We start from the raw sequence: 25,275 nt of genomic DNA on the forward strand, positions 1-25,275 counted from the left end.
GTCGGGGAACTCGCTACTCGCCCTGCAGGCGATCCGCTCAGACAACCCCGACGAGTCAGTTGTTGATGCGCGCTGCGCGCGCCCACCCCGACACTGTGCTGCTCGGCGCCCCCGAGGCGCCCGGCCAGAGGCCCCCTCGGCCCTTGGGTCGCCCCACTGGGTGGTGTGCGACGAGCCCGTGGTGTGATGCCACAAGCGTCACGCTGACGGGGTAGACCGCTTTCCTACGGGGCCATGACGCACGACGCGATGCATGTCTCGTCCCCGGGACCTATGCATGCCACGAGCAGGGCGACCAAGGGCGGAGGGGCCTGTAGGCCGGGCGCCTGAGTGGGTGCTGAGGAGCGGAGGCGGGAGGCAGGCGTGCGCAGCACGCCTCAAGCTCAAACTCGTTGGCGTTGTCTGAGCGTAGAGCCCGCAGGGCGCGCAGCGAGTTCGCCAACGCTGCCTCTTGTCGAGCACCGCAAGGGAGTCCCGCGCAGCGGGACCATCCACTTGAAGCCTGGCCTACAGGTCCCTCCGACCCAGCCCTGCGCTCTCACTCAAAGCGCCTGGCACACGCAGACATCAGACCGCCTCAAGCACTTTGCGCATCTTCTTGAGCGCCGCCACTTCAATCTGGCGGATGCGCTCGGCGCTGACGCCGTACTCGGCGGCCAGGTCGTGCAGCGTGGCACCGCCCGAGCCGTTGTCGTTGACCTTGAGCCAGCGCTCTTCGACGATGCGGCGGCTGCGTGCATCCAGGCCTTCCAGGGCCTGGCTGATGCCGTGGCTGGAGAGCCAGTCGCGGTGGTGCGACTCGATCACTCGGCTGGGCTCCTGCAGATCATCCGACAGGTAGTTCAGTGGTGCGGCCGGCCCCTCATGGTCGTCGTCTGCAGGGGCCTCCAGGGCCACATCGCCGCCCGCCATGCGGGTTTCCATCTCGATGACGTCTTCGGGACGTACATTGAGTTCGGTGGCCACGCGGTGGATCTCGGCCTCGCTCAGGGCGGCACGGCCCACATGGGCGTCATCGGCCTCGCCCTTGAACTGATGCTTGAGCGAGCGCAGGTTGAAGAAGAGCTTGCGCTGGGCCTTGGTGGTGGCCACCTTGACCATGCGCCAGTTCTTGAGGATGTATTCGTGGATCTCGGCCTTGATCCAGTGCATGGCGTAGCTCACCAGGCGCACACCCTGATCAGGGTCGAAGCGTTTGACGGCCTTCATCAGGCCGACATTGCCTTCCTGGATCAGGTCGCCCTGGGGCAGGCCGTAGCCCATGTACTGACGCGAAATGGACACCACCAGGCGCAGGTGGGACAGTACGAGGCGCCCGGCGGCCTGCACATCCTGCTGATCACGCAGACGGCGGGCCAGGGCTTGCTCCTCGTCGGCTTCCAGCATGGGAATGGCTTGAACGGCACGGATGTACGCATCCAGATTGCCCAGCGAGGGCACCAGACTCCAGGGGTCGCGGGGGGCAAGAGCGGTCGTCGTCACGGTCATGTATGGGCTCCTTTCGGCTCCTTCAACAGGAATATTAGCACTCCTGGCTAGTGAGTGCTAAACAAGGAAAAAGTTCCATTCACGGGCTCACGGACCTTGTCGTTGGCAGAGTTTGCGCCAGCGGTGGGCTGATGACATGCTGTTTGACCTGGCGGCCCATCTTAGGGAGCCCGTGTCAGCCCTGCAAGGGATTCGCCGGCGCTCACTGATTTCGGGTCGGGTGCTTTACATGCGCCCCGAGCTGGGCGTATGCTCGCACCGCATATGCTGCGGTGCAGCAATGCCGATTCAATCCAGATTCACATGGGAGCCCGGTCATGTTCATGACGCGTTTCACCTTGCCTTCGCGTTCTGCCTTGTGGGGCCGGCGCTGCTCGATGATGGTTTTGCTGGCCTCGACCTGGACGGCGCATGCCGATGTGCTGCCACGCCTGCCCGCGCTGGGGCTGGCCCCGGATGCCGTCACGGTCTCGGGCCTGTCCTCCGGGGCCTACATGGCCGGTCAGTTCGGCATTGCCTATTCGGGCTCACTGTCCGGCAGTGCCGTGCTGGCGGGCGGGCCTTACGGGTGTTCGCGCGGATCGGTGTCCACTGCCATGTTCAACTGTTCCTGCCCAGCCGAGAAGTCCGCTGTGCTGGATCTGGTCAACGCCTTTCCGGGCCTGGGTTGCTACACCTTCAGTCCGGAGGTCTACCGGGTGTTCAGCGAGCGTGCCATCCGGGGCAATCAGGGCGCCATTGACGATCCGGCCCACCTGCAGCGCCACCGCGTCTGGCTGTTTTCGGGGGGCAAGGATCCGGTCGTGCATCGCCAACTGGTGAGTGCGGCCGAACTGGTCTACCGCAGCCTGGGGGTGCCTGCTGAACAGATCCACCGCGAGGACGTGGCCGACGCGGGCCATGGCTTCCCCAGCCCGCAGGCCACGCAGGCCTGCAGTGCGACGCGCACGCCCTTCCTGACCCAATGTCATCTGGATGGTGCCGAGCAGGCGCTCAAGTGGCTCTACCCCGACATGGCCTCTGCCGTGGCCGGGCAGGCCGATGCGGGTCGTCTGCGCCAGTTCCGGCAGGCGCCCTATGGCACCCGGGGTGAGTTCAACAGCCTGGACAGCACCGGCTGGGTGTATGTGCCCAAGGCCTGCGAGCAGGCGGGGGCCGGCTGCCGCTTGCATGTGGCCTTCCATGGCTGCGAGCAGGGGCAGAGCTTCAAGACGAATGGCGAGCGCTTTGGCCTGCAGTTCGTGCAGGGGGCGGGCTACAACCCCTGGGCCGAGGCGGGCCGCATCGTGGTGCTGTATCCGCAGGTCAAGCCCAGCACCCAGGGCGATCTGTATCACCCCTATCGGTTCAACCCCAAGGGGTGCTGGGACTTCTGGGGCTATACCGAGAAGTACGCGGCGGGCAACAGCGCTGCGCCCAACTTTGCGAAACGATCTGCGCCGCAGATGAAGGCCGTCAAGGCCATGATCGATGATCTGCTGCGGGCCCCTGGAACCCCTTGACGTGCGGGCTCAGGCCGCCTGGGCCACGTCCGTTGACATCTCGCGCAGGCGCATGGTCAGGCCCACGGGCGTCATCGTGAAGGACATCAGTTCCTGGGCTTCCTGGCCATCGGGGGTGTCCACGGCCTCGATGTCGAAGGCATTGAGGATCATGGCCATGGCCAGCTTGATTTCCAGCAAGGCCAGGTAGCGCCCGGGGCACACGCGCGGCCCGGCCCCGAAAGGCATGGAGATGCGCTTGGCATTGGTGGCCTGGCTCACGCCTTGCCCATCGAGCCAGCGTTGCGGCTCGAACTGGGTTGCTTTGCTGAAATACTGCTCGTTGAGGTTGTCGTGGCGCAGCACCAGGAAGATCAGGGTGCCTTGGGGGATGAGCAAATCACCCACCACGGTGTCTTTCAGTGCCTCGACGGCATTGAAGGGCCCCACCGGTTTGAGGCGCATGGCCTCGTGTGCACAGGCCTCGATGTAGTTCAGATCGGCCATCTGCTCGGGCGTGAAGGCATCCAGGCGCGGCGCCACGCGACGGGCTTCTTCACGGGCGAGTTTCAGGGCCTGTGGGTGGCGTGACAGCAGGTAGAGCAGCCAGGACAAGGTGGTGGCGGTGGTGTCTTCGCCCGCGAGCAGCAGGGTGAAGACATTGCCGGCGACCTCGTTGTCGGTCACGCCACTGTCCTCGGCGTCGGCCGCCACGACCATGGCTTCCAGCAGGTTCTGGGGGCGCTCGCGCCGGGCCGGGTCCTGCAGGCGCTGGCGTGCCTGGGCGACGAAGTCCGCGATGGCGGCATTGACCTCCTTGACGCTGCGATCGAGTGCACGGTCCGCCGGCAGGCGCACATAGCGCCAGTAGGGCACCAGGGCGTTGAGGCGGCGGAACAGGGCCGGAAAGATCTTGTTGAGGTGCTGCTGGATGATGTCGTCGTCGGACTCCAGCGTGTGGGTCTCCGAGCCGAAGGCCAGGCCCGAGATGGCATCCACCGTGAAGCGCATGAGGTCGGCCTGCAGGTCGATGGCGGTGCGCTGCCGGGCCGCCTGGGTCCAGCGGCGGTGCAGGTTCTGGGTGACCTTGAGCAGTGCGGGGAAGTAGTTGCGCACATGCGTGGGCGAGAAGCTGGCCATGACCATGCGGCGCTGGTTCTGCCAGGAGGCGCCCTCGGCCGTGAAGATGCCGGGCTGGATGCCCATTTCGTCGACGATGTCGGCCAGGCGCGAAGGGCGGCGGAAGGTGTCGGGCCGATCACGCAGGATGCCGGTGATCAGCTCGTGATCGGAAATGATCACCAGGTGGTTGGGGCCGAGCCGGGCTTGCAGCATGGGACCGTACTGGTCGATCCAGTGTTCGATGTCCTGGTGCAGGCGTGACAGACGCACCTGCAGGTTGTTGCCCACCAGGGGCCAGGGCTTGGGGCCGGGCAGATCGGAGATCTGGCGTGTGGCGGTGGGCGTGGCGCCGGCGACGGGGGGCAGGGTCTCGGTGTTCATGGGCGTGATGATGTCCTCATGCCCCGATCTTGTCACTGTCGGCGCGTGCCAATTGATTGACCGCGAGGCGGCCAGGGCAGGAGTGCGTGGGTGCGCGCCATGTAGTCCCGGTAAGCTGGGCGGGTTTCTACCAGTCGGGCTTCCAGCAGGGGGATGCCCGACAGGCGCTTGAGCAGCAGCACCATGACCACGGGCGCCAGCAGGCTGAGCGGCCACCCCGGGCTGCCCCAGCTCAGGGGCACATAGGCCAGCCAGTGAACGCATTCGAAGAAGTAGTTGGGGTGCCGGCTGTGGCGCCACAGGCCGGTGTCGCACACTTGGCCATGCTGATCGGCGCGGCGCTTGAAGGCGGCCATCTGGGCATCGGCCACCGACTCACCCACCACGGCGATCAGCCACACCACGGCCGCGACGGCCAGGGCCCAGGGACCGGGGGAGCGGTCCTGCCAGACGGCGGGCAGGAAGGCGCTGCCGGCCAGGGCCAGGGTGAAGAGGTTCTGGAACTGGAAGAACCAGAACAGCCTGGCGGGTGCTTGTGCACCCCATTGCGCACGCAGGTTGGCATAGCGGAAGTCTTCGGCTGTGCGCCAGTTGCGTCGCCACAGATAGGTGCCCAGGCGCAGGCCCCACAGGCCACCCATCAGGGCCACGGCCACGCGCACCTCGAGCGGACCCGGGGCGACCCAGGCGAACCCCAGCGCCAGTGCCCCCAGCCCCCAGGCCCAGAAGCCATCGACGATGCCGGCGTTGCCCAGGCGGCGCTGCACCAGCCAGGCCATGGTCTTGACGAGAAAGAGCAGGAGTGCCCCCCAGCCCAGTGCCTGCCAGACACTCATGCGCGTGCCACTGTGGGTTGAGCCGGGCGGGCTGACAGCAGCGCACCGCCCGAGACCAGGACCAGACCGGCCACCAGCCAGCCTGTCAGCGGCTCATCGAGCAGGGGCACGGCCCCCAGCCCGGCCATGACCGGCACCAGGGCCACCAGGGCGCCGGTGCGCTCGGCCCCCAGGATGGACACCGCCCGCAGGAAGAGCACCATGGCCACGATGGTGGGCCCGATGCCCTGGTACAGGCCCTGGAGCAGCAGCATGGACAGTGGCACCTGATCCAGGTGGCGGGGCAGCGCCAGAAAGTACACCGGCAGGAACACGGCGGCCGAGCCCAGGGCCACGACCCGGGTCAGCAGCCAGGGGTCGTAGGCCCACTTCTTGACCAGCACACTGTAGGCGGCCCAGGCCAAGGAGGCGCCCAGCAGCAGCGCATCGCCCAGCAGGGTGGAGGCACCGGCATGGGCGTTCATGAACTGGGGCACGGCCACGCAGGCCACGCCCAGGGCGATGGGCAACAGGCCCCACAGACGTTGGCGCGAGGGGATGGCCCCCAGCATCAGCCAGGCCAGCAAGGTGACCAGGAAGGGCTGCATGCCCGGCATGAGGATGGCGCCATGTGCTGCCGGGGCGAACTTGAAGCCCGCGTAGGCCAGCACCAGGAAGAGCAGGCCGCCGATCAGGCTGAGGGCCCACAGCTTGGGGTCACGCCAGACATGGCGCTCGATCTTGAGCGAGAAGGGCAGCAGGATCAGGCTGGCCGTGCCCAGGCGCAGGGCCACGATGTCCCAGGAGCTCAGGGCGCTCTTGCCCCCCAGGCGGGAGATCAGGATGAAGCCCGCCCAGATCACCACGGTGGCCAGGGCGGCCAGATAGCCATGGAGCAGGGAAGGGCGTGTCATCGCTGGGCAGTCTAGCCCCGATCAAACGCCCTTGCCCATCAACGGTTTTGCGCCGTGTGCAGCGGCGTGGCGCCGTGCGTGACGGCGATGGCCGTCATGTTGACGATGCGGCGCACCGTGGCCGAGGGGTTGAGGATGTGCACTGGTGCGGCGGCACCCAGCAGGATGGGGCCCACGGTGATGCCCTGGCCGCCCGTCATCTTGAGCACATTGAACAGGATGTTGGCGGCATCCAGGTTCGGGCAGATCAGGATGTTGGCCGTGCCATCCAGCGTGGAGCCGGGCAACAGCTTGTGGCGCACGGCTTCGCTCAGCGCGGCATCGCCCTGCATCTCGCCGTCGGCGGGGATGTGGGGCATGCGCGCGACAAAGAGGTCGCGGGCGGCGCGCATCTTGCGGGCCGAGGGGCGGCTGCTGGAGCCGAACATCGAGTGCGACAGGAAGGCCACGCGGGGGGGCAGGCCAAAGCGCTGCACTTCCTCGACTGCCAGCACGGCGATGTCGGCCAGTTGCTCGGCCGTCGGGTCTTCATTGACGAAGGTGTCTGCGATGAAGAGATTGTGGTTGTCCAGGATCAGGGCGTTGAGCGCGGCCAGGCCATGGGCCTCGGGGCGCACACCGATCACGTCGCGGATGTGGTCCAGATGGAAGTCGTAGCGGCCGATGACGCCACAGATCATGCCGTCGGCATCGCCGAGCTTGACCATCAGCGTGGCGATCAGGGAGTTGGAGCGGCGCACCACCACCTTGGCCAGGTCAGGCGTGATGCCGTCACGGGCGCGCAGGCGGTGGTAGGTCTCGTAGTACTGCTTGAAGCGCTCGTCCTTGGCGGGGTTGACGATCTCGCAGTTGACCCCGGGCGCCAGGCGCAGGCCGGCCCGCTCGATGCGGGTGGCGATCACGTCGGGGCGGCCCACCAGGATGGGATGGGCCAGGCCTTCGTCGATGGCGACCTGGGCGGCGCGCAGCACGCGCTCGTCTTCACCCTCGGCATAGGCGATGCGCTTGGGCGAGGCCTTGGCGCCCATGAACACCGGACGCATGAACAAACCGGTGTTGGTCACGAACTGCGTCAGCGAATCGCGGTAGGCCTTGAGGTCGGTGATGGGACGGGTGGCCACGCCGGAGGCAGCGGCAGCCTCGGCCACGGCCGGGGCGATGCGCAGGATCAGGCGCGAATCAAAGGGCGTGGGGATCAGGTAATCCGGGCCGAAGCGCAGCTCGCGGCCCGGGTAGGCGGCGGCCACTTCGTCGGAGATCTCGGCCTTGGCCAGATCGGCGATCTGGCGCACGCAGGCCAGTTTCATGGCGTCCGTGATCTTGGTGGCGCCGCAGTCCAGCGCGCCCCGGAAGATGTAGGGGAAGCACAGGACGTTGTTGACCTGATTGGGGTAGTCCGAGCGGCCGGTGGCGATGATGCAGTCCGGGCGGGCGGCCTTGGCCACCTCGGGGCGGATCTCGGGCTCGGGGTTGGCCAGGGCCAGGATCAGCGGGCTGGGGGCCATGGTCTTGACCATGTCGGCCGTGAGCACCCCGGCGGCCGAGCAGCCCAGGAACACATCGGCTCCGTCGACCGCGTCGGCCAGGGTGCGGGCACTGGTGTGCTGCTGGTAGCGCTGCTTGGAGGCGTCGAGCTTGTCGGTGCGGTCGGCGTGGATCACGCCCTTGGAGTCGCACACGAAGATGTTCTCGCGCTTGACGCCCAGGCCCACCATCACGTCCAGGCAGGCAATGGCGGCGGCACCTGCGCCCGAGACGGCCAGCTTGACCTCGTCGATCTTCTTGCCCACCAGCTCCAGCCCGTTGAGCAGGGCGGCGCTGGAGATGATGGCCGTGCCGTGCTGGTCGTCATGGAACACGGGGATGTTCATGCGGGCGCTGAGTTCCTTCTCGATGTAGAAGCACTCAGGGGCCTTGATGTCTTCGAGGTTGATGCCACCCAGCGTGGGCTCCAGCGCGGCGATGATCTCGATGAGCTTGTCCGGATCGCGCTCGGCCAGCTCGATGTCGAACACGTCGACCCCAGCAAATTTCTTGAACAGGCAACCCTTGCCCTCCATGACCGGCTTGGAGGCCAGTGGGCCGATGTCGCCCAGACCCAGCACGGCGGTGCCGTTGGTGATCACGGCCACCAGGTTGCCGCGCGAGGTGTACTCGGCCGCCAGGGTCGGGTCCTTCTCGATGGCCAGGCAGGGGTAGGCCACGCCGGGAGAGTAGGCCAACGCCAGATCGCGCTGATTGGACAGCGGCTTGGTCGGGGTCACCGAAATCTTGCCGCGTGTGGGCAGGCGGTGGTATTCGTTCGCGGCGTCGCGCAGGGATTGTTCGGCGTCGGACAGGGGCTTGGCGGAACTCATGGACGAATCTTCTCTCAGCGGGGAGGGGCGTCATAGTACGCCAATTGCTGCCGTGAAACGCGTTGTATCGTTCGTTTCAGGGTCGGGTTTGATTCAAGTTGATCGTGCCGAGGCCGAATAAGACGATCAGTCTGCTTTCATTTGTCCATGCCTCATCACTCTGCTGAACCGATGACTTTGAAGGCGCGCTGGCGTGCCTTGCTGGATGAGGCTGTGCCAGGCGAAGCCATCGATGGCCCCAAGGCCAAGTACTTCCGTGCGCGCCAGCTGCAGGCCGTGCGTCGCCTGTTTCCGCTCGTCATCCTGGGCAATGTGTTCAACACCGTGGCGGTGCTGACGCACTTTGGCGACCGCCTGCCCATGCTGTGGCTGGGCCTGTGGGCGACCGTGGCCGTGGCGGGCCTGGGAGTGGGTTACCTGTGGTGGGGCGCCCTGATCAAGGAGCAGGGGCGCCCGGCCGCGAGCCCCGCCGCCATGCGCCTGATCGTCTGGCACGTGGCCTTCTACACGCTGGTCTGGTCGGCCGTGCCGGTGCTGGTGTTCCCGGGGGCGGACCACAACGGCGAGATGTTGCTGGCCACGGTGACCGTGGGCATGCTGTGTGCCGGAGGCTTCCTGCTCAGTGCCCATGTGCTGGCGGCCAGCGCCTACATCGTGATTCTGACCGCCGCGTCCGTCAGTGCCCTGTTGCGCTCGACCTATGGGCAGTATCCGATGCTGATGCTGCTGCTCCTGGCCTATGGCTCGACCATCCTGGGCATGGTGTGGTCCAGCTCCAGGGTGTTCCTCAGCCGCCTGCGCGCCGAGGCGGAGACCGAACGCCAGGCGCAACTGATCGATCTGCTGCTGCGGGATTTTGAGGAACATGCCAGTGACTGGCTGTGGGAAACGCAGCCCCATGGCCATTTGCGCCACGTGTCACGGCACCTGGCTTCGACCTTCGGCATGAGTGCCGAGCAACTGCAGCAGCGCCCGTTTGTCGAGTTGCTCGCTACCCTGATCCCCGCCGATCACGTCGAGGCACGGGATGCCCATGCGCATCTGTCTCAGTGTCTGCTGAGGGGCGTGGCTTTTCGTGATCTGGAATTGCCAGTGCTCGTTGGCGACGATCTGCGGTGGTGGTCCCTGACCGCCAAGCCCCTGTTCGACGAGCAGGGGCGGGCCTCGGGTTGGCGTGGGGTGGGGCGAGACATCACCTCGGCCCGGCGAGCGCGCGACGACCTGGCCCGATTGGCCAATTTCGACAGCCTGACCGGGTTGGCCAACCGCCATCGTTTTGGCGAGGCCTTGAGCCGGATGACGCAGACAGGCAGCCCGGAGTCCCGTCGCTGCGCCCTGATGTTTCTGGATCTGGACAATTTCAAGAACATCAATGATTCGCTGGGCCACGCCGTGGGCGATCTGCTCTTGCGCAGCGTGGGTGAGCGCATCCGCCAGTGTGTCGACGAGAGCGTGCTGCTGGCCCGTCTGGGGGGTGACGAGTTCGCCTTGCTGATGCCGCATCCGGCCTCCGTTCAGGCCGTGGCGGAGCTGGCCGAGCGCTTGCTGGCGTCGATGAACGAGCCCTGTCAGCTCGACGACGTGCGGGTGGATGTGCGGGCCAGCATGGGCATCGCCCTGTGCCCCATTGACGGGGATGACCCGGAGACCTTGCTCAAGTGCGCCGATCTGGCCCTGTATGCGGCCAAGGCGGCCGGACGCAATACCTGGCGCATGTTCGATGCGGCCATGGCCGAGAGCGCGCGCAACCGCGTGCGCCTGCAGCATGAGCTGGGCGAGGCGCTGGCCTCCGAGCAGTTCACCATCTATTACCAGCCGCAGTGGCACCTGGGCGAGCAGGCCGTGGTCGGTTTTGAAGCCCTGGTGCGCTGGCATCACGCCGAACGCGGTCTGATCGGCCCGGCCGAGTTCATTCCAGTGGCCGAAGAAACCGGGCAGATCGTGCCTCTGGGCACCTGGGTGTTGCGCCAGGCCTGTCGCGAGGCGGCCGCCTGGCCTGCTCACCTGCGTGTGTCGGTCAACCTGTCGGCGGTGCAGTTCCGCAGCTCGGCCGTGGTGGAGGTGGTCATGCAGGCCCTGGCCGACAGCGGTCTGGCCCCGGAGCGCCTGGAGCTGGAGATCACCGAGTCTGCCCTGATCGAGGACTACGAGGGGGCTCAGGCCACCCTCATGGCCTTGCGCAGCCGCGGGGTCCGCGTGGCGCTGGACGACTTTGGCACGGGTTACTCGTCCCTGGCCTACCTGCGCCACTTCCAGATGGACAAGCTCAAGATCGATGGCCTCTTCGTGCGCTCACTCGACTCCGACACCGAGGCGCAGGCCGTGGTGACCGCCATCATCAGTCTGGCGCGGGCCCTGCATCTGGAGACCACGGCGGAGGGGGTGGAAACGCGGGCGCAAAAACTCATGCTGCGCGCCCTGGGCTGTGATGACATCCAGGGCTATCTGGTGTCCAGGCCCATGCCGGCGCCTCAGATCCGGGATTTCCTGATCCGATCGGCGCATGAGCAGGTGGCTTCGCATTGAGCGGGCCTGCTAGGCGTTGTGCCTGAGGGCGCTGGCCCACGGGCAGTGGTACATTCCAAGACGATTTCGGGGTGCATGAGTGCACCGGCTCGATCATTAATTTCTCACTCGAGGATCTTTCAATATGAAGTGGATGCGTAACGTGGTTCGCGGTCTGATGTCGGTGATGCTGACCATGGCCGCCATGGCTCATGCAGCGCCGACAGGCGACTATGTCCTGGGTGCCGGTGACGTCATCCGGATTTCGGTTTACCAGAACCCCGACCTGACCCTGGATACCCGGGTGTCAGAAGGGGGAGCGATCTCCTACCCCCTGCTGGGCACGGTCAAGATCGGTGGTCTGTCGGTCAGCGATGCAGAAAAGAAGATCGCCGCCGGTCTGCGTGATGGCAACTACCTCAAGCAACCTCAGGTGTCCATCCTGGTGGCCCAGGTCAAGGGCAACCAGGTGTCCGTTTTGGGGCTGGTCAACCGCCCGGGTCGCTTCCCCCTGGAGGTGGCCAACACTAGGCTGAGCGAGGTTTTGGCGCAGGCAGGTGGTCTGGCGGCGGGCAGTGCGTCCGAGGTGATCGTGGTCACAGGCCTGCGCAACGGCAAGCCATTCCGCAAGGAAGTGGATTTCCCCTTGATCTTCGCGGCCAACAACCCGGAAGAAGACATGATCATGCAGAACGGCGACACCGTCTACGTGGACCGTGTGCCTTATGTGTATGTCTATGGTGAAGTGCAGAGCCCCGGCACCAAGACCCTGCAGCGCGACATGACCTTGCTGCAGGCCCTGGCAGCCTCGGGTGGTCTGAACCTGCGCGGTACCGAAAAAGGCATCCGTGTGCACCGCCGCGACGCCAATGGCGTCGTCCAGGTTGTGCAGCCCGGCATGAACGACAAGCTGCAGAAGGACGACGTGGTCTACGTCAAGGAAAGCCTGTTCTGATCAGAACAGGCTGAAGGCTCAGGCCTTCTTGTCCCACACGGCGGCATAGAAGCCGTCCGTGGCGTGACGATGAGGCCACAGTCGCAGATGACCCAGCGGGGTGACCAATGCTTCGGCGTCGGTCACCCCGTTGCGCTCCAGCACCTCGCGGGCGTCCACCGGGATCATGTCCTTGTGTTGTTCGCTGAATGCGGCGGCCACGACCTCGTTCTCGGCGGGCATCAGGCTGCAGGTGGCGTACACCAGGCGGCCGCCCGGCTTGAGCAGGCGCGCGGCGCTGTGAAGGATGGCCTGCTGCTTGACTTGCAGCTCGGCCACGGCCTGCGGGCTCTGGCGCCACTTCAGGTCGGGGTTGCGGCGCAGGGTGCCCAGGCCCGAACAGGGAGCGTCCACCAGCACCCGGTCGATCTTGCCGCTCAGGCGTTTGATGCGGTCGTCGCGTTCGTGGGCGATCTGGCTGGGATAGACATTGGACAGGCCGCTGCGCGCCAGGCGCGGTTTGAGCTTTTCCAGGCGGTGCGCGGACACGTCGAAGGCATAGAGCCGCCCCGTGTTGCGCATCATGGCGCCCAGGGCCAGGGTCTTGCCGCCAGCGCCGGCGCAGAAATCCACCACCATTTCGCCTCGCTTGGCACCGGTCAGCAAGGCCAGCAACTGGCTGCCTTCATCTTGCACCTCGACGTGGCCGCCCGTGTAGAGCGCCAGCTTCTGCAGGGCCGGTTTGCCGTGGATGCGGATGCCCCAGGGCGAGAAGGGCGTGACCTCGGATTCGATGCCGGCGGTGGCCAGCTCTTCCATCACGGTTTCGCGCTTGGATTTGAGCGTGTTGACACGCAGATCCAGCGGGGCGCCGCCAGACAGGGTCTCGACCAGGGCCCAGAACTCCTCGGTGCCCAACTGCTCGCGCAGGCTGTTGGACAGCCAGTCGGGCAGGTTGTGGCGCAGCTTGTCAGCCAGGGTGCTGCGGTCGATGGTGTTGCTGCGCTCCAGCCAGGCGGCCTCATCGGCCGTCATGGCGTTTTTCAGCACATGGGGCTGGCCTTGCCAGGCCAGGATGGCCAGGCGGCGCTCCATGTGGCCGTGACCGGACTGGGCCAGGTGGGCCCACAGCAGACGCTGGCGCAGCACCGCGTAGGCGGTCTCGGCCAGGGCATGGCGCTCGCGTGAGCCCAGCGCCTTGTGCTTGCGGAAAAAGTAGGAAACGATGCTGTCGGCCGGGGCGTCGAGCTTGAGGACCTCATGGACAAGATGCGTCGTGAGGTCGAGAAGGGCGTTCGGATGCATGGGGCGCATTATCTCGCGGACGCTGCCATTCCGGGGGGGCCCAGAGGTGTTTCAGTCGATCGGGCAGTGGGCCGGGGCGGCAGACATCACGAACCATGGCCACCCATTCATGCACGGTCAGCCACAGCGGGTTGTGGCTGTGCACTGGGTGAACGAGGCCATAGTCGACCGCCTCGTTCTCTGGCACGAAGGTGCCGAACAGCCGATCGAAGACGATGAGCATGCCGCCGTAGTTGCGATCGATGTAGATCGGGTTGCGGCCGTGATGAGCGCGGTGGTGCGAGGGCGTATTGAAGATGAACTCGATGGGTGCGGGCAGGCGACCGACCCATTGGGTGTGCACGAAGAACTGGTAGGCCAGGCTGATGGCCAGGGCGAACATCACCCAGCGGGGATCGAAGCCCAGCCACACCATGGGCAGGTAGAACAGCCAGTTGCCGGCGAAGGCATACAGCCAGCTCTGTCGCAGCGCGGTGGTGAAGTTCATGTGCTCCGAGCCGTGGTGCACCACGTGAGCGCACCAGAACCAGCGGATGCGGTGGCTGGCGCGGTGGAACCAGTAGTAGCAGAACTCCACGCCCAGGAAGAGGGCCGCGAAGCTCCAGGGGGTGATCTCGATGGTGGCCAAGCGCCATTGAGACAGCCAGGTCATGGCGGGCAGCACCCCGAAAGCCAGGAACAGGACATCCAGCAGGGCGTACACCCCGCCCAGGTTGAGGCTGTCGAACGAATCGCGCCAGTCGTACAGGCCCCGGCTCCGCAGGCCCCAGCACTCGATGGCGATCAGCACCAGGAAAACGGGCGAGAGCAGCACCAGCAGCCACTCACGCACATCGGTGTGGCTCATCAGGGTGGACCAGAAGGAGGACAAGGCGGGCCAGTCGGTCATGGGCAGGGTACTCACATGGAAGACAGTCGTGATGGTGTCGATTCCTGCCTTGATTGGATGGACAAGCGCGGTCAATTTCTTGACATATCACGCCAAGGTGGTCTGCCGCATCTCCTGTGATCCCCGGGGTGGCGGTGGGCGAGGGGGCGGGGCATGATGTGCACCTCTCATCTCCGCTGCGCGCATGGTCGACACCCGCATTGCCAGCACCTATGTGCAACTGCTCTTCGAGTACCTGCAAGGCCAGGGGCTGGATCCTGTCCAGTTGCTCGGGCCTGCGCCGGGGGCTGACGAGCACTTCGTTTCTTTGCCGACCTGGCAACGCATGCTGCGCCGGGTTGACGCGCTGGAGCAGCGGCCGGCCTTGGGTTTGCGCATCGCCGAGGGCGTGGCGGCGCGTCATTTCGGTGTGGTCGGTTATGCCGCGCTGGCGTGCTCGACCCTGGCCGAGGCCTTGCTGAGGCTGGAGCGCCACCATGTGGCCGTGTATGACGTGAACCCGGCCACCATCCATGAGCAGGCGGGCTGCCTGGTCATTGAATGGGGCGTCGAGCGCGGGCGTCCGGGCGCCTTGGTCGACGAGACGGCGATTGCCTCGCTGGTTCAACTGGCCCGGGACATGACCGGACGTTGCCTGCCTGTGCAGGCCGTGGACTTCGTCAATCCCGCGCCTGCCGATGTCCGTCCTTACAGGGATTTCTTTGGCGGTGAGGTTCGTTTTGATCGTCCCACCACCCGGGTGGTGATCGCGCCGACCTATCTGGCCCTGCCGCTGCGCAAGTCCGACCCGGCCTTGCTGGCTCTGCTCGACCAGCAGGCCGAGGCCTTGCTGGCCAGGGTGGCGGCCCTGCCTGCGGCCGTGGACCACTGGCGACGGGCCCTGGTGCCCCTGATCCGTGAGGGGCGCATGTCTCTGGCGGCACTGGCCGACTCCCAGCACATGAGCGCTCGCAGTCTGCAGCGCCGCTTGGCCGAGCAGGGCATGAGCTTTCAGCAACTGCTGGACCGCACGCGTCAGCACCTGGCCGAGGGGCATCTGCGGGAGCCCTCGCTCGATCTGGCCGAAATCGCTTTGCTGCTGGGTTATTCGGAGCAGAGCGCCTTCACCCGCGCGTTCAAGGCCTGGACCGGCGAGAGCCCCGCCCAGTGGCGCAAGCTGCGCCAGAGCGAGGCGTCGTCATGAGCGAGGGGCGTGAGGGCAGCGGCCTGCAGGCCCCGCCTGCGTCCCTGGTCACCCCCGAGGGTGGGCCCGCCCACGGGCGTTATGCCGGTGTGATGCCGCGATTCGACTGGTCGGCCTTGCGTGGCGAGCATCGTCGACCGGCGTGGTGGCGCGCCCTGCATCACAAGCGCTGGCAGTACGTGGGCCTGGGCTCGGACGAGGTCTTCGTCGGTCTGGCCATCGTGCATGTGGGCTGGTGTCTGTCGGCCTTTGCCTATGTGTTTGATCGACGCCAGCGCCGGGTTCTGGTGGACTGGTCACAGGAAGGACTGCCCGGTCTGGCGGGCGCCGTGTCGGATCAGCCCGTGGCGGGCCTGCGCAGCCACTTCAGGGGGCTGGGAGGGCGCCTGTCACTGACGCAGGACGAGGCCACGGGGGCTTTGCAGGTGGTGGTCGTGGTGCCGGGCATGCGTCTGGAGGCAGAGGTGCAGACGCACAGTGCCTCACCGTATCTGTGTGCGGTGGGGCCCATTGCCGGCGGGGTGGCGCATGCCACGCAGAAGTCCCCGGCCCTGGCGGTGCGAGGCTCGGTGCAGGTGGGGGCTCAGCGCTGGTGTCTGGACCGCGCCGTGGCCTGTCTGGACAGCTCCAATGGCCTGCTCGCCCGTGACACCCGCTGGCACTGGGCTTGCGCGCATGGCGAGCAGTTGGGCTTCAACCTGCAGCAGGGCTATTTCGGTGCCTGCGAGAACGTGCTGTGGCTGCACGGCGAGATGATCCTGCTGGGCGCAGCGCACTTCGACTTCGATCCTCGGGTGCCACTGCAGCCCTGGCATGTGCACACCGACGATGGCTTGCTGGACCTGATGTTCACGCCGGAGGGCGCGCGCGAGCAGCATCGGGACCTGGGGGTGGTGGTCAGTGACTACATCCAGCCGGTGGGCACCTTCCATGGGCAGGTGAGCCGCTCGGCGGGCGAGTCGCCCGTGGTGGTCCAAGGCCTGCTGGGGGTGACCGAGGACCACCGCTCCCTGTGGTGAGCCCAGGGGCTCACTCGTATTTCAGGCGCGCGTCATTGGGGATGCCTTCGATGGGGCACTCGGCGGTTCCGATGGTGGGCCGAGTGATGGCTTCCACGCGCTGGCGGGTGCCTTCCGGGTCCTTGATCCATTGATCGTAGAACTCGTAGGGACAGGTGGCCTTGCCCCGGTCGCCCTCGCCGGAGTTGAGCACCCCGGTGTAGCCACGGTGCAGCAGCTTGAAGAGGTGGTTCTGGGACTGGGCGGTGGAGCGCGCGTCGCGGATGAGGCGCTTGCTGAGCTGGGCGTACTGGATGCCGTAGTCCTCTTCGCCGCATTCGCCCAGGGTGCGACCGTCAAAGCCGATGATGGCCGAGTGGCCGAAGTAGCTGTAGACCCCATCGAAGCCCGAGGCATTGGCCACAGCCACATAGCTGTTGTTGGCCCAGGCCATCGCCTTGGCCATGAGCACCTGCTGGTCCTTGGCCGGGTACATATAGCCCTGACAGCGCACGATCAGCTCGGCACCCTTCATGGCGCAGTCGCGCCAGATCTCGGGGTAGTTGCCGTCGTCGCAGATGATCAGACTGATCTTGAGGCCCTTGGGGCCGTCGGACACATAGGTCTTGTCACCAGGGTACCAGCCCTCGATGGGCGTCCAGGGCATGATCTTGCGGTACTTCTGGACGATCTCGCCCTCGGGGTTCATGAGGATGAGGGTGTTGTAGGGCACCTTGTGGGGATGCTCTTCGTGGCGCTCGCCGGTCAGCGAAAACACCCCCCAGACCTTGGCGTTGCGGCAGGCCTGGGCAAAGACCTCGGTCTCCTCGCCCGGAATGGTGGAGGCCGTCTCCATCATCTCCTGCTTGTCGTACATGATGCCGTGGGTGCTGTACTCGGGAAAGATCACCAGATCCAGCCCGGGCAGGCCCAGCTTCATGCCTTCGATCATCTGCCGGATCTTGTGGGCATTGGCCAGCACCTCCGCTCGGGTGTGCAGGCGGGGCATCTTGTAGTTGACCACTGCGACGCCGACGGTGTCGTCGCTGCTTGAGATATCGCCGTGAAGCATGTTGAGACTCCTGAGGTCACCGATAGGAGCGCTCAGATTGCCCAGTCCTGGGCGGCGTCTCAATACGTTGATTGACGTAGGCGCGAGCCGGTCTCAGTCCTGCACGCGACTGCGGTGGGCCTTGATGGCCGAGCGCTGGCTCTTGCCTTCGAGGCGGCGCTTCCTGGAGGCCAGGGTGGGGCGGGTGGCCCGGCGGATGCGCGGTGCATGAGCCACGCTGTCGATGATCTCGTGCAGACGCCTCAGGGCATCGGCGCGGTTCATCTCCTGGGTGCGGTGGGTCTGCGCCTTGATGATCAGCACGCCTTCGGCGGTGATGCGCCGGTCATGCAGGCTCAGCAGGCGCTCCTTGATGTCCTCGCGCAGTGAGGATGCGCGGATGTCGAAGCGCAGGTGGATGGCGCTGGAGACCTTGTTGACATTCTGGCCGCCCGCGCCCTGGGCGCGAATGGCCGTGATCTCGATTTCGTGCTCGGGGATGCGGTGCATGGTGTGGACAGTGTGCCATCCCCCTAGATCAAGCACTGGGTGCCCCTAGTGATAGGGGTGGTGCGGTGGGGCCCGCTCTTCACAATGGCTCAGGGCGCAATGGGCGTCTGTTTTCATCAAGGAGGCTTCCATGGCGCTCAAGAATGTGATCCGGTGCATGGCACTGGCGGTGGCACTGGTGGGGGGCACGTCGGCCGTGTCGGCTGCACCGTATGTGGTGGGGGGGGCTTCAGAGAGCCTCATCGGTAGTGGCAGCGGGGAGTGGTCCTGGGATGGGGATTACCTGACAGGGTTCCGGTCCGCCCTGGAGAACCCGGCCAACTTCGGCCCCACGGGCACGGTGGACCGCACCATCCAGACGGTCACGCTCTCCAGTGTGGATGCGGTCTCGCTGGCCGGAGTGGACATGTTTGTGGCGACATGGATTTCGGATGGCCATGCGATCGCCATGAACACAGCGGTGACGGATTTCTTCCTCAGTGGCGGTGATCTGTTCCTGCTGCAGGATGACAGCAGCCACGATGGTCTGGGCGCCAGCCTGGGCTTGAGCACGACCACCAGCACGGGCAGCGTCTCCAACGGTGGTGCGCCCTTGTTCGATGGACCGTTTGGCGTGGCCACGAATGTGGCTCAGCTCTATGCCGTGGGCCAACTGGATCCCTTGGCGATTGCGGCCAAGAATGGGCATGTGGGTGGCACGAACGCCGACGGACAGGTGACATCGGCCTACTGGAAGGCCGGCGAATATGCGCCCGGCGCGGGCGCCTTGTTCATCATTGCCGACATTGACATGATCGCCACCACCACGGCGTGTGGTCTGGCGGTGTGCGGGGCCTCGTTCGCACCGCTCAATGACAACGGCATCTACGCGCTCAACACCTTTTCCTTCCTGCAAAGTCAGGGCGGATCGCCACCCGTGCCGGAACCCGAGGCCTATGCCCTGATGCTGGCCGGTCTGGCCGTGGTCCTGGGCATCCGCTCGCGTCGGCGCGAGGGCTGAGGTCTGCGGGGGGCTCCATGGTCAATCGATGACCTGAACCCCCTTGTAAAAGGCCACGCGGTCCTTGATCTCGGCGGCGGCTTCCAGCGGGTTCGGGTAGAACCACACTGCATCCGGGTTGACGTCGCCGTTGACGAAGAGGCTCAGGTAGCTGGCCTGGCCCTTCCACGAGCACATGGTCTTGTGGTTGCTGCTCAAGGTGTACTCGCGCTTGAGCGAGTCGGCCGGGAAGTAGTGGTTGCCTTCGATCACGATGGTGTCGTCGCTCTCGGCCACGACGGTGTCTTTCCAGATGGCTTTCATGGGATGGATCTGTGAGAGTGGGCTGGCGGGTGTGCATGGGCCAGCCAATGGATGGAAAAGGCCCCGGCATCGTCCTGCCACACCGCCTGAGGGTCGAAGCCCGCATGCCGGGCCAGGGCTTGAAATTGCTCGACAGTGTATTTGTAGGAGTTCTCGGTGTGGATGCTGTCGCCTTCCTGGAACTCGAAACGTGTGCTCGCGACCGTGACCACCTGGCGACAGCGGCTGATCAGATGCATCTCGATGCGGCGTTCGGGCGGGTTGTAGAACGCACTGTGAGCGAACCGATCGAGCTGGAAGTTCGCACCGAGTTCGGCGTTGGCACGGGCCAGCACATTGAGATTGAAGGCCGCCGTGACGCCTTGTGAGTCGTTGTAGGCAGCGTGCAGCGTGGCGGGGGGCTTGATCAAGTCGACACCGATCAGCAGGCCACCGCCTTCGAGCAGACTGGCCATGTGCTTCAGCAAGGCCAGGGCCTCGGTGGGCTCGAAGTTGCCGATGGAGCTGCCCGGAAAGAAACCGATGCGTCGCCCCACAGGACGCGACAGGTACAGCGGCTGCGTGAAGTCGGCCGCCATGGGCTCGATCAGCAGATCGGGGTAGTCCCGGCTGAGCTGGCGTGCGGCTGCCAGCAAGTGCGTGCCCGAGATGTCGATGGGGATGAAGCGGCGCGGCGCCTCCAGTGCGTCCAGCAGGAGGCGGATCTTGCGGCTGGCGCCAGCGCCGAACTCGACCACATCGGCCTGTGGACCGATGTGGCGGGCCATGTCCACGGCGTGGCGGCGCATCAGGGCCAGTTCTGTGCGCGTGGGGTAGTACTCGGGCAGCTCGCAGATGCGTTCGAACAGGCGGGAGCCTCGTTCGTCGTAGAACCACTTGGGGGACAGCTGGCGGGGCGTGCGGCTCAGCCCCTGGATCAGTTCGGTCGCAAAGCCTGGTGTGGGCGCGTCCATGACCGCGGGCCGTTGGTGGTGTGGGGTGTTCATGGGCTCAGGCATCCTTGGCCAGTCTCAGCCCGCTGAATTGCCAGCGCGCGGATGGGGGGAAGAAGTTGCGGTAGCTGATGCGTGCGTGACCCGCCGGGGTGGCGGCGCTGCTGCCGCGCAGCACCATCTGCCCACACATGAACTTGCCGTTGTATTCGCCCACGGCACCCGGCCAGGGGCGAAAGCGGGGGTAGGGGTCGTAGGAGGAGCGTGTCCACTGCCAGACGCTGCCGAAGAACGAGGCTGCCGTGATGCCCAGGTGCCTGACGGCGGCTTCCCACTCGAACTCGGTGGGCAGGCGCGCGCCCGCCCACTCCGCGTAGGCGGCCGCTTCGTAGAAGCTGAGATGGCACACCGGGGCCTGCCGGTCGCAGGGTACCCGGCCCTGCAGAGAAAAGGTCTGCCAGGCCCCGTCGCGTTCTTGATGCCAGTACAGGGGAGCCTGCCAGCCCTGGCTCTGGACCAGGGCCCAGCCATCGCTGAGCCACAGCCGGGGTTGCCGGTAGCCACCGTCGGCCATGAAATCGAGGTAGTCGCCTTGCGTCACCAGTGCGGTGCCGATGAAGGCGTCCTGGAGGAGCACCTCGTGGGCGGGTGTTTCGTTGTCGAAGGCGAAGGTGTCATCCTGATGACCGATGCGGTGGATGCCGCCGGGGATGGGCTGCCAGGGGGGCGTGTGGCCCATGGGCTGCGGTGCGGGTCGTGCCATGGCTTCGGGTCGATAGACCGGGGCCAGGGGGTTGAGCGACAGGGCATGCAGGATGTCGGTGAGCAGCAGTTCCTGGTGCTGTTGCTCGTGGTGCAGGCCCAACTCGATCAGCCCTGCGGTTTGCCGCCAGGTGTCGTCGTCGGCATCGGTGATCAGGGTGTGGATCCAGTGCTCGACTGCGGCACGGTAGTCCAGCACCTCGCTCAGCGAGGGACGGGTCAGCATGCCCCGCAGTGGCCGTGGATGCCGGGGCCCGAGGGCCTCGTAGTACGAGTTGAACAGGACGGCAAAGCCCTCGTCGAAGAGCTTGAAGCCCTGCATGTGCGGCGCGAGCACCACGGCTTCGAAAAACCAGGTGGTGTGGGCCAGATGCCATTTGGTGGGGCTGGCATCGGGCATGGACTGCACGCACTGGTCTTCCGGGCTGAGCGGCGCGGCCAGGGCCAGGCTGTGCGCGCGGACCGCCTGAAAGCGCGCGCGCAGGGCGGTGCGGGGACAGCCGTCATCACGCCGCCGGGGGGCTACGAGACCGTTCATGGGGCACCTGACCTGGGTTGATCTGGGGCCAATGTAAGCCTTGTCGGCTGTTTCGTCGATGACAGGTTTGAAACAGTCCTTGACGGGATGTTCACGCGGCGGTGAGCTGCCTCAGGGTGTCGGCGACATCGGCCATGCCGGGGCGCAGCAGGACCTGGGGCTGAAGGCAGCGCGCGCACAGGCCTTCAACGGCGGATCGGGTGTCACGGGTGTCGTCCGGGGTGGGCGTGCTGCGCGCCAGCAATTCCTGCATCAGATACCCCAGGGCCAGCACTTCCTGGCGCATCAGGGCGGGTGCCAGGTCCACCTGGGCGGCTGGCAGGAGCGAGGCCGCCCCGAAATCACCCAGCAGGCCGTGCCCTTGTCCGTCCCACAGGATGTTGTGCGCGTAGAGGTCGCCATGCAAGATGCCCTGGGCATGCAGGTGTGTGGCCGCCGAGGCCATGCCCATGAGCAGTGCAAGGGCATTCGCCCAGGGCAGGCGCAGTTCATCGGCGTAGACATCGCGGGAGCACGAGGCCAGGCTGGGAGGGCCCGCCAGGGACCGATAGCCCGTGTCGATGCGCTGCATGACCAGGCGGGTGTTGACCTGGGCGGATGCGGGCGCGGCCAGCAGACCGTGCACGCCGATCAGGTGGGGGTGGGTGCCGGCGCGCACGCTGGCGGCGATCTCGCTGCTGGGCAGACCATCACTGGTCATGAGGCCTTTGAAATGCTTGATGGCCACGGGCCGAGCGCCCGTCGGGGTGTGCCAGGTGGCCGCATGGATGACACCCGATGCGCCCTCTCCGAGGGGCTGGCCGATGTCCACCGTGTCCGGGGCGATGCGCTGCGCTTGCGCCTGGCTCAGGGCCAGGGACTCCACCGGCAGGCTCAGGGGGTTGCCTGCCCAGGCCAGCCAGGCCAGCCGTGGCAGGGTGGACAACCAGGGGGGCAGGGCATCGAAGCGGTTGGCCGCGATGCGCAGCAAGGCCAGTTGCTGGCATTGCGCGAGGGTGTCGGGCAGGTGGGTCAGTTGGTTGCCTGCCAGCATCAGCTTTTCCAGGCGGGGGCGTTGGCCCAGCTCCGCGGGCAGATGTGCGATGCGATTGTCCGTGAGGATCAGCCAGCGCAGCCTGGGGGGCAGGGCCGCGGCAGGAACGTCGACGATCTGGTTGGCCTTGAAGCCCACCATGTCGAGCTGAGCGCAGTCTCCCAGGCAGGAGGGCAGGTGCGTGAAGGCATTGTCCGAGCAGAACAGCACGCGCAGGCGGTGCAGTCGGCTCAGGTCATGGGGCAGATCGCTCAGGGCGTTGCCGCTGAGGTCGAGCACTTCCAGGGTGTCGGCCAGATCGAAGATCTCGCGTGGAAAATGCGTCAGGCCGGCGCGCAGCGTCAGGCGCTGTGCGCCGGCCAGCTGGCCGGACTGCAGGCGGGCGAGGGTCTCCAGAGACATGAGTCAAGGGCATGGACAGGGGCCCCGATGGTAAACGGGGTCCTGATGGGGCCATGCTCAGTGACTGATCATCCAGGGCCGTTTGCTCGGGAAGGTCTTGGCACCATTGGCGGCGGTCACCGTGGCGCTGCGTCGGCCAGAGCCAGTGCTGCAGCAGCCGCAACCCGCGGGATGCCGCAGCCGACCATAGCTGCCCTGGTCCCGCGAGGAGCGGGGCTCATGGCGAGCTCGCTCGTTGGTGTCCATGGCCAGCCGGGTGCTGCTGCTCAGACAGGCCAGTCGCGGTGCGCTCACGAACACGCGGGGAGAGGCCGTGCCACAGTCGGGGCACAGAGCCGGTTCATTGCGTTGCGCCAGGCTGCGCAAGGCATCGAAGCCCCCGCAGTCCGGACAGGCGTAGTCATAGGTCGGCATGGGCGCTCTCCTGGGCTCACTTGATGTCGGGCGAGATGGGCATGTCGATGCTGCCATCGAGCATCTTGATGGGGCCGGCCGCGGTGGGGTTGATGTCGAAATCGAAGATCTCGGTCGGCAGCCAGAGCGTGGCGCAGGCATTGGGCACATCGACCACGCCGCTGATGTGACCCTGCACAGGCGCCGTACCCAGGATGGAATAGGCCTGCGCGCCGCTGTAGCCGAACTTCTTGAGGTACTCGATCGCGTTCAGGCAGGCCTGGCGGTAGGCCACGTTCACATCCAGATAGAGCTGCTTGCCTTGCTCGTCCACCGAGATGCCTTCGAAGATCAGGTAGTCGTTGTAGACCGGCTTGATGGGGCTGGGCTTGAAGATGGGGTTCTTGATGCCGTACTTGGCCATGCCGCCCTTGATCAGCGTGACCTTCATGTGCACCCAGCCGGCCATTTCGATGGCGCCGCAGAAGGTGATCTCACCGTCGCCTTGCGAGAAGTGCAGATCGCCCACGCTCAGCCCCGCGCCATCGACATAAACGGGGAAGTAGACCTTGGAGCCGCGCGACAAATCCTTGATGTCGCAGTTGCCGCCGTGCTCGCGTGGAGGCACGGTGCGCGCTGCGGTGGCCGCGGCTTTCTCCTTGGCCTCGCCGGTGAGCTTGCCCATGTGGGCCGTGCCTGCGAAGGGTGGGTTGGCCAGGCCGGTGACGCCTGGCGCGGAGTCGATCAGCTCCTGCTCGCGGGTGTTCCACATCTCCAGCATCTTGTGGTCAGGCAGGCAGCCGATCAGACCGGGGTGGATCAGGCCTGCGTAGCTCACACCGGGCACGTGGCGGCTCTTGGTGAACATGCCGTGGATGTCCCAGATGGATTTTTGTGCCAGCGGGAAGTGCTCTGTCAGGAAGCCACCACCGTTTTGCTTGCTGAAGAAGCCGTTGAAGCCCCACAGGCTGTCTTGCTTGGCGCCAATGTCCAGCAGGTCCACCACCAGCAGGTCGCCAGGTTCGGCACCTTTGACGCCCACAGGGCCGCTGAGGTAGTGCACGGTGCTCAGGTCGATGTCGCGCACGTCATCGGCACTGTCGTTGTTCTTGATGAAGCCGCCCGTCCAGTCGAAGGTCTCCAGGATGAACTCGTCGCCGGGGTTGACCCAGCAGGCCATCGGGATGTCGGGGTGCCAGCGGTTGTGGATGTTTTCGTTCAGGGTGGGCGATTGGGTCAGATCGACCGAGATCAGGGTGTCAGCCATGGGGTGCTCCTTTGCGTCAAACTGAGAGGTATTGCTTGATGTGGGCGACGTCGGTGTCCGCGCGCTTGGTTTCATGGACCAGGCGGCCGCCTTCGATCACGAAGAGTCGGTCGGCCACGTCCATGGCGAAGGACAGCACCTGCTCGGACACGACGATGGTGATCTGGCGCAGCTTGCGAATCTCGTTGAGCGCCTTGGCGATGTCCTTGATGATGGACGGCTGGATGCCTTCGGTGGGCTCGTCGAGCAGCAGCACCTTGGGGTCGGTCACCAGGGCCCGGGCGATGGCCAGTTGCTGTTGCTGCCCGCCCGAGAGGTTGCCCCCCTTGCGGTGCTTCATGTCGAAGAGCACCGGGAAGAGCGCATAGATGTCGTCAGGGATCTTGCGGGTCTTGCTGTTTTCCAGGCCGGTCTGGATGTTCTCCTCCACCGTCAGGGTGGGGAAGATCATGCGGCCCTGGGGTACATAGGCAATGCCACGGGCCACGCGCTGGTAGCTTTCGATCTTCGAGACATCGCTGCCGGCCACATGGATCTGGCCGGACTTGGTGGGCAGCACGCCCATCAGGCTCTTGAACAGCGTGGTCTTGCCCATGCCGTTGCGGCCCATGATGGCCACCGTCTCGTTCTGGCGGGCCTCGAAGGAGATGCCGTGCAGCGCCTCGCTCTGGCCATAGCTCACGTACAGGTCTTTCACGTCCAGCATCGATGT

At 65.9% G+C, this 25,275-nt stretch carries 22 protein-coding genes; 6 read left to right on the forward strand and 16 right to left on the reverse strand.

The annotated features are described in order from the left end of the window. Positions 1 to 567 precede the first annotated feature (567 nt). Complete coding sequence (rpoH, locus tag VFW84_RS04870; protein ID WP_329679313.1) at positions 568 to 1,488, reverse strand: RNA polymerase sigma factor RpoH; 921 nt, start codon at positions 1,486 to 1,488, stop codon at positions 568 to 570. A gap of 317 nt (positions 1,489 to 1,805) precedes the next feature. Here rpoH and VFW84_RS04875 point away from each other — a divergent pair, with 317 nt between their 5' ends. Continuing rightward, on the forward strand, positions 1,806 to 2,990 hold the full coding sequence (locus VFW84_RS04875; RefSeq protein ID WP_329679314.1) for a poly(3-hydroxybutyrate) depolymerase: 1,185 nt from the start codon (positions 1,806 to 1,808) through the stop codon (positions 2,988 to 2,990). A gap of 9 nt (positions 2,991 to 2,999) precedes the next feature. Here VFW84_RS04875 and VFW84_RS04880 read toward each other — a convergent pair whose 3' ends face one another. Genes VFW84_RS04880 through VFW84_RS04895 form a run of 4 tightly spaced genes read right to left on the reverse strand, consistent with a single transcriptional unit; the run spans position 3,000 to position 8,558 of the window. After that, a complete protein-coding gene (locus tag VFW84_RS04880) occupies positions 3,000 to 4,472 on the reverse strand; it encodes a cytochrome P450 (RefSeq protein WP_329679315.1) in 1,473 nt (490 codons plus the stop codon). Between the two features lie 32 nt (positions 4,473 to 4,504). Next, positions 4,505 to 5,308, reverse strand: a complete 804-nt coding sequence (locus VFW84_RS04885) for a DUF1295 domain-containing protein (protein ID WP_329679316.1) — start codon at positions 5,306 to 5,308, stop codon at positions 4,505 to 4,507. Next, on the reverse strand, positions 5,305 to 6,201 hold the full coding sequence (locus VFW84_RS04890) for a DMT family transporter (protein ID WP_329679317.1): 897 nt from the start codon (positions 6,199 to 6,201) through the stop codon (positions 5,305 to 5,307). The genes VFW84_RS04885 and VFW84_RS04890 overlap by 4 nt, the downstream gene beginning before the upstream one ends. Before the next feature lie 38 nt (positions 6,202 to 6,239). Next, positions 6,240 to 8,558 carry an NADP-dependent malic enzyme gene (locus tag VFW84_RS04895; protein WP_329679318.1) on the reverse strand — a complete coding sequence of 773 codons (2,319 nt, stop codon included), beginning with the start codon at positions 8,556 to 8,558 and terminating at the stop codon, positions 6,240 to 6,242. 171 nt (positions 8,559 to 8,729) lie between these two features. Between VFW84_RS04895 and VFW84_RS04900 the strand changes: the two genes are divergently transcribed. Both VFW84_RS04900 and epsE read left to right on the forward strand, forming a co-directional pair. Next, positions 8,730 to 11,084 carry a putative bifunctional diguanylate cyclase/phosphodiesterase gene (locus VFW84_RS04900; RefSeq protein WP_329679319.1) on the forward strand — a complete coding sequence of 785 codons (2,355 nt, stop codon included), beginning with the start codon at positions 8,730 to 8,732 and terminating at the stop codon, positions 11,082 to 11,084. Positions 11,085 to 11,208: 124 nt separating this feature from the next. After that, positions 11,209 to 12,018: a polysaccharide export protein EpsE gene (gene epsE, locus VFW84_RS04905; RefSeq protein ID WP_329679320.1), complete on the forward strand. Its 810-nt coding sequence runs from the start codon at positions 11,209 to 11,211 to the stop codon at positions 12,016 to 12,018. Between the two features lie 18 nt (positions 12,019 to 12,036). On the opposite strand, the gene VFW84_RS04910 is transcribed toward epsE, so the two are convergent. After that, the gene (locus tag VFW84_RS04910) at positions 12,037 to 13,302 is read right to left on the reverse strand and encodes an RsmB/NOP family class I SAM-dependent RNA methyltransferase (protein ID WP_329679321.1); all 1,266 of its coding nucleotides are present in this window, start codon (positions 13,300 to 13,302) and stop codon (positions 12,037 to 12,039) included. Beyond that, positions 13,256 to 14,191 (reverse strand): sterol desaturase family protein, encoded by a 936-nt coding sequence (locus VFW84_RS04915; RefSeq protein ID WP_329679322.1) that lies wholly within the window; start codon positions 14,189 to 14,191, stop codon positions 13,256 to 13,258. The genes VFW84_RS04910 and VFW84_RS04915 overlap by 47 nt, the downstream gene beginning before the upstream one ends. Before the next feature lie 184 nt (positions 14,192 to 14,375). Here VFW84_RS04915 and VFW84_RS04920 point away from each other — a divergent pair, with 184 nt between their 5' ends. Together VFW84_RS04920 and VFW84_RS04925 are read left to right on the forward strand one after the other, a co-directional pair. Beyond that, positions 14,376 to 15,374, forward strand: a complete 999-nt coding sequence (locus VFW84_RS04920) for an AraC family transcriptional regulator (RefSeq protein WP_329679323.1) — start codon at positions 14,376 to 14,378, stop codon at positions 15,372 to 15,374. Further along, positions 15,371 to 16,393: a DUF2804 domain-containing protein gene (locus VFW84_RS04925; RefSeq protein ID WP_329679324.1), complete on the forward strand. Its 1,023-nt coding sequence runs from the start codon at positions 15,371 to 15,373 to the stop codon at positions 16,391 to 16,393. The genes VFW84_RS04920 and VFW84_RS04925 overlap by 4 nt, the downstream gene beginning before the upstream one ends. Before the next feature lie 10 nt (positions 16,394 to 16,403). Here the strand turns inward: VFW84_RS04925 and VFW84_RS04930 are convergent, their stop codons facing one another. Together VFW84_RS04930 and arfB are read right to left on the reverse strand one after the other, a co-directional pair. Continuing rightward, the gene (locus VFW84_RS04930) at positions 16,404 to 17,444 is read right to left on the reverse strand and encodes an aliphatic amidase (RefSeq protein ID WP_329679325.1); all 1,041 of its coding nucleotides are present in this window, start codon (positions 17,442 to 17,444) and stop codon (positions 16,404 to 16,406) included. A gap of 93 nt (positions 17,445 to 17,537) precedes the next feature. Then, positions 17,538 to 17,933, reverse strand: coding sequence for an alternative ribosome rescue aminoacyl-tRNA hydrolase ArfB (arfB, locus tag VFW84_RS04935; protein ID WP_329679326.1), 396 nt, complete (start codon positions 17,931 to 17,933; stop codon positions 17,538 to 17,540). A 130-nt stretch (positions 17,934 to 18,063) separates the two neighbouring features. On the opposite strand from arfB, the gene VFW84_RS04940 reads away from it, so the two are divergent. Further along, positions 18,064 to 18,933, forward strand: coding sequence for a PEP-CTERM sorting domain-containing protein (locus VFW84_RS04940; RefSeq protein ID WP_329679327.1), 870 nt, complete (start codon positions 18,064 to 18,066; stop codon positions 18,931 to 18,933). 21 nt (positions 18,934 to 18,954) lie between these two features. On the opposite strand, the gene VFW84_RS04945 is transcribed toward VFW84_RS04940, so the two are convergent. The 7 genes from VFW84_RS04945 to urtE form a co-directional block, all read right to left on the reverse strand. After that, positions 18,955 to 19,236: a DUF427 domain-containing protein gene (locus VFW84_RS04945; protein WP_329679328.1), complete on the reverse strand. Its 282-nt coding sequence runs from the start codon at positions 19,234 to 19,236 to the stop codon at positions 18,955 to 18,957. Further along, positions 19,233 to 20,222: an L-histidine N(alpha)-methyltransferase gene (gene egtD / locus VFW84_RS04950; RefSeq protein ID WP_414638897.1), complete on the reverse strand. Its 990-nt coding sequence runs from the start codon at positions 20,220 to 20,222 to the stop codon at positions 19,233 to 19,235. The genes VFW84_RS04945 and egtD overlap by 4 nt, the downstream gene beginning before the upstream one ends. Before the next feature lie 4 nt (positions 20,223 to 20,226). Next, the gene (gene egtB, locus VFW84_RS04955; RefSeq protein WP_329679329.1) at positions 20,227 to 21,468 is read right to left on the reverse strand and encodes an ergothioneine biosynthesis protein EgtB; all 1,242 of its coding nucleotides are present in this window, start codon (positions 21,466 to 21,468) and stop codon (positions 20,227 to 20,229) included. Between the two features lie 91 nt (positions 21,469 to 21,559). Further along, positions 21,560 to 22,903, reverse strand: coding sequence for a leucine-rich repeat-containing protein kinase family protein (locus tag VFW84_RS04960; protein WP_329679330.1), 1,344 nt, complete (start codon positions 22,901 to 22,903; stop codon positions 21,560 to 21,562). A gap of 57 nt (positions 22,904 to 22,960) precedes the next feature. After that, a complete protein-coding gene (locus VFW84_RS04965; protein ID WP_329679331.1) occupies positions 22,961 to 23,317 on the reverse strand; it encodes a zinc ribbon domain-containing protein in 357 nt (118 codons plus the stop codon). A 16-nt stretch (positions 23,318 to 23,333) separates the two neighbouring features. After that, entirely contained in the window at positions 23,334 to 24,563 is a 1,230-nt protein-coding gene (gene fmdA, locus VFW84_RS04970; RefSeq protein WP_329679332.1) for a formamidase, read from the reverse strand. Between the two features lie 16 nt (positions 24,564 to 24,579). After that, positions 24,580 to 25,269, reverse strand: a complete 690-nt coding sequence (urtE, locus tag VFW84_RS04975; protein ID WP_329679333.1) for an urea ABC transporter ATP-binding subunit UrtE — start codon at positions 25,267 to 25,269, stop codon at positions 24,580 to 24,582. Positions 25,270 to 25,275 lie beyond the last annotated feature (6 nt).

The sequence above is a fragment of the Aquabacterium sp. genome, assembly GCF_036279655.1.
In the GTDB taxonomy this organism is placed as follows: domain Bacteria; phylum Pseudomonadota; class Gammaproteobacteria; order Burkholderiales; family Burkholderiaceae_C; genus Aquabacterium.